The following is a 3308-nucleotide window of genomic DNA, read 5'->3' as shown; positions in this document are numbered from 1 at the left end:
ACCGTCTCAGTGATTTATACCAAAAGATGGCTGAACAGTTCCTGCATGTCTGCCGGCATGTTGCTTTCGAACGACAAAGCAGCACTTGTCACCGGATGGACGAAGCCGAGCCGCGCCGCGTGCAGCGCCTGCCGTTCGAACGTGAAGCCTGGCGAAAGTTCACGGAAGTTTACGCCACCACGGCCGTAAACCGGATCGCCCACCAACGGGTGCCCGATCGAGGCCATGTGGACGCGGACCTGATGCGTGCGGCCGGTTTCCAGCCGGCATTCGACCAGCGTCGCGCCCCTGAGCGGCGCGATCCGGCGATAATGGGTCACCGCATGCTTGCCCTGGCCGGGGCCGACCACCGCCATCTTCTTCCGATCGGCGCTGCTGCGGCCGAGATTGCCCTCGATCCGCCCCACCTGCTGCCGGAGCGCACCCCGCACGATCGCCTTGTAGCGGCGATCGATGGTATGCCTGGCGAACTGCGCGGCGAGGCCGGTATGCGCGCGGTCGGTCTTAGCCGCGACCATCAGCCCCGACGTATCCTTGTCGATCCGATGGACGATGCCCGGCCGTTCGACCCCGCCGATGCCCGACAGCGAACCCCGGCAATGATGCAGGAGCGCGTTGACGAGCGTCCCGTCGAGGTTGCCGCAGGCGGGATGGACCACCAGCCCGGCCGGCTTGTCGATTACGATCAGATGCTCATCCTCGAACACCACCGTGAGCGGAATATCCTGCGCCGCGTTGCCGGCGGGCGCGGGATCGGGCAGGGCGACCTCCGCCGCGTTGCCGCCCGATACCTTCGTCGCCGGATCGCGGAGCAGACGGCCGTCGACCGTGACCGCGCCGCTGGAGATCAGCGCCTTGAGTCGCTCGCGCGACAAGGTCGGGATCGCGGCGGCGAGCGCGCGATCGAGGCGCCAGCCGGCCATTTCGGCCGGCACCGCCGCATGTTTGATCGAGACCCCCGCGTCCACTGGACGCGATATGGGGGCGTGGCGCTGCTTTTCAAGGCGAAGGTGGCTAAAGCCGGGGAGATGGACGCCATCGCCATGCCCCGCCACCTGATTGACCGCATCCGGGCCGAGGAAGCGGCGGCGCCCGGCCGCGAAATATGCGGCCTGTTGTTCGGGGACGGGGACAGGATCGACGCCGCGCAGGCAGCGCCCAATGTCGCCGAACGACCGGCCGACAGTTTCGAGATCGATCCCGCCGCGCTGATCGCGGCGCATCGCGCCGAGCGGGCCGGCGGTGCGCGCATCATCGGCTGTTATCATTCGCATCCCGGCGGCCGGCCGGAGCCGTCGGAGCGCGACCGCGCCGCCGCCGAACCGGGCGGGGTGTGGCTGATCGTCGCCGGAGGGATCGTCCGGGGCTGGCGGGCGGGCGCGGACGGGTTCACGGAAGTTCACCTGGTCCCGGCCTGATCGTTGCGCGGACCCGCGAAGCCCGCCACAACGGCGCGCCAGTTTCCGGAGAGATGCTTTTCATGCCCGACCCCGCCGTCGATTTCGCAAGCCTGCTCTGTTCGCGCCTGTGCCACGATCTGCTCAGCCCGGTCGGCGCGATGGTCAACGGAATCGAACTGCTGGCGGATGAGGACGACCCGGAGATGCGCGCGCGGGTCATCGAGCTGCTGGCGGACAGCGCGCGGGCGTCGGCGGACAAGCTGAAATTCTTTCGGCTGGCCTTCGGCGCGGCCGGCGGCCTTGGCGAGGAATTGGCGGCGGAAGAGGTGCGCGCGGTGCTGGCGGGGCTGGTCGCGTCCAATCCGCGCGTCGAACTGGTCTGGCTGGTCGAGCAGGCGGCGATCCCGCGCGCCACGGCCAAGATCCTGCTGAACCTGGGCATGATCGCGCTCGACGCTTTGGTCCGGGGCGGGCGGCTGATCGCGGCGGTCGAGGATGGCGAGGTGGCGATCCGCGCCGAGGGCGGGCGCATCGTGCTGGACGCCGGCATCTGCGCGGTGCTGGCCGGCGGGGCGGCCGACATGAATTCGCGCACGTCGGCGGCATGGCTGGTGCGCCGCCTTGCCGATTCCGGCGGGCGGCGCGTCCAGCTGGCGGAGGAGGATGGCGTCCTGTTGCTGGCCGCCGCGCCGATCGCGATCGCCGCATCCGCCTGACGCAACGCTTGGCCGCATCCGCCGGATCGAAGCGCCGCCATGGCCCGTTCAAACCGGGCGGCAACGCAATGAGGAGTGGATGCCATGAGCAATAACGACAATCTTGGCGGATCGGATCGCAACCAGCAGCAGGACCGCACCAGCGGCCTTGATCAGCAGCGCAACCAGCAGGGTGGCCAACAAGGCGGCCAGCAGGGCGGCGATCAGGATCGCAGCCAGCAGCAGGACCGCAACACCGGTCTCGACCAGCAGCGCAACGAGCAGGCCGGTCAGCAGGGCGACGCCAATCGCGGCGGTCAGGGATCGGCCGGCAACCAGGCCAATCAGGCGGGCCAGACCGGTCGGGACACCGATCAGGCGGATCGCAACCGCTAACCCCAAGACCCGAAGTCTCGAAGGGCGCGCCGCAGGCATGCGGCGCGCCTTTTTCGTGCGCGGGCGTGTTTAAGCCCTTTTTTACGCTGTCCGTGTGATGCCGCCCGCAGACCTGCCGGGCGATCGACATTGGACGACCTTCTCACCGACTTCATTGCCGAAACGCGCGAGACGCTGGAGGCGCTGGCCGGCGAAATCGTGGCGTGGGAGGCCGACCCCACCGATCGCGCGCGGCTCGACGCGATTTTCCGCTTCGTCCACACGGTCAAGGGGAGCTGCGGCTTCCTCGACCTGCCCCGTTTCCAGCGGCTGAGCCATGCCGCCGAGGACGTACTGGCGGAGGTCAGATCGGGCGCGCGGACGCCCGATGCGTGTCTGGTGAGCGCGGTGCTGGCGATCATCGACCGCATCGGCGAACTGACCGACGCGCTGGAACGGGGCGAAGCCTTGCCGGACGGCGAGGAAGGGGGCCTGATCGAGGCGTTGACACGACCAGCCGGCCCGGTGGCGCCGACACGTCACGCCGAAGCGACGCAGGGCGGGCGTGAGCCGACCCCGCATCCCGGCCAGCCGAGCCGTCCGGTGGCGCGCACGATCCGCCTGCCGATCGAGCTGCTGGACCGGATGATGGCGGGCGTGTCCGATATGGTGCTCGCGCGGAACGAGCTTTCCCGGCTGCTGCGCGCGTCCGATGCCGGCGCCACGACCGATGTCGCATTCGAGCGGCTGTCGCAATGCGTGGCGGAAATGCGCGAGGCGATCACGCGGACGCGGATGACGCGCATCGAGACGCTGTTCGCGATGCTGCCGCGCATGG

Annotated in this window: 5 protein-coding genes; 4 read left to right on the top strand and 1 reads right to left on the bottom strand. The window is 69.2% G+C overall.

Translation table 11 applies throughout. The features are described from left to right. Window positions 1-14: 14 nt before the first annotated feature. Window positions 15-968, bottom strand: coding sequence for an RluA family pseudouridine synthase (locus ACOJSF_RS00535; protein WP_420140290.1), 954 nt, complete (start codon window positions 966-968; stop codon window positions 15-17). 60 nt (window positions 969-1028) lie between these two features. Between ACOJSF_RS00535 and ACOJSF_RS00530 the strand changes: the two genes are divergently transcribed. The 4 genes from ACOJSF_RS00530 to ACOJSF_RS00515 form a co-directional block, all read left to right on the top strand. Further along, window positions 1029-1418: a M67 family metallopeptidase gene (locus tag ACOJSF_RS00530; RefSeq protein ID WP_420140291.1), complete on the top strand. Its 390-nt coding sequence runs from the start codon at window positions 1029-1031 to the stop codon at window positions 1416-1418. A 62-nt stretch (window positions 1419-1480) separates the two neighbouring features. After that, complete coding sequence (locus tag ACOJSF_RS00525; protein ID WP_420140289.1) at window positions 1481-2116, top strand: histidine phosphotransferase family protein; 636 nt, start codon at window positions 1481-1483, stop codon at window positions 2114-2116. An 84-nt stretch (window positions 2117-2200) separates the two neighbouring features. Next, window positions 2201-2491 (top strand): hypothetical protein, encoded by a 291-nt coding sequence (locus ACOJSF_RS00520; protein WP_420140288.1) that lies wholly within the window; start codon window positions 2201-2203, stop codon window positions 2489-2491. Between the two features lie 129 nt (window positions 2492-2620). Beyond that, a partial coding sequence (locus ACOJSF_RS00515) for an Hpt domain-containing protein (protein WP_420140287.1) occupies window positions 2621-3308 on the top strand: 688 nt, incomplete at its 3' end.

This window comes from Sphingomonas sp. (genome assembly GCF_048594985.1).
In the GTDB taxonomy this organism is placed as follows: Bacteria; Pseudomonadota; Alphaproteobacteria; order Sphingomonadales; family Sphingomonadaceae; genus Sphingomonas_I.
This window is presented reverse-complemented; position numbering and strand designations above follow the sequence as displayed.

Coding starts and splice junctions, on each gene's coding strand:
- ACOJSF_RS00530 (WP_420140291.1), top strand. CDS start 1,029: ATGGACGCCATCGCCATGCCCCGCCACCTGATTGACCGCATCCGGGCC.
- ACOJSF_RS00525 (WP_420140289.1), top strand. CDS start 1,481: ATGCCCGACCCCGCCGTCGATTTCGCAAGCCTGCTCTGTTCGCGCCTG.
- ACOJSF_RS00520 (WP_420140288.1), top strand. CDS start 2,201: ATGAGCAATAACGACAATCTTGGCGGATCGGATCGCAACCAGCAGCAG.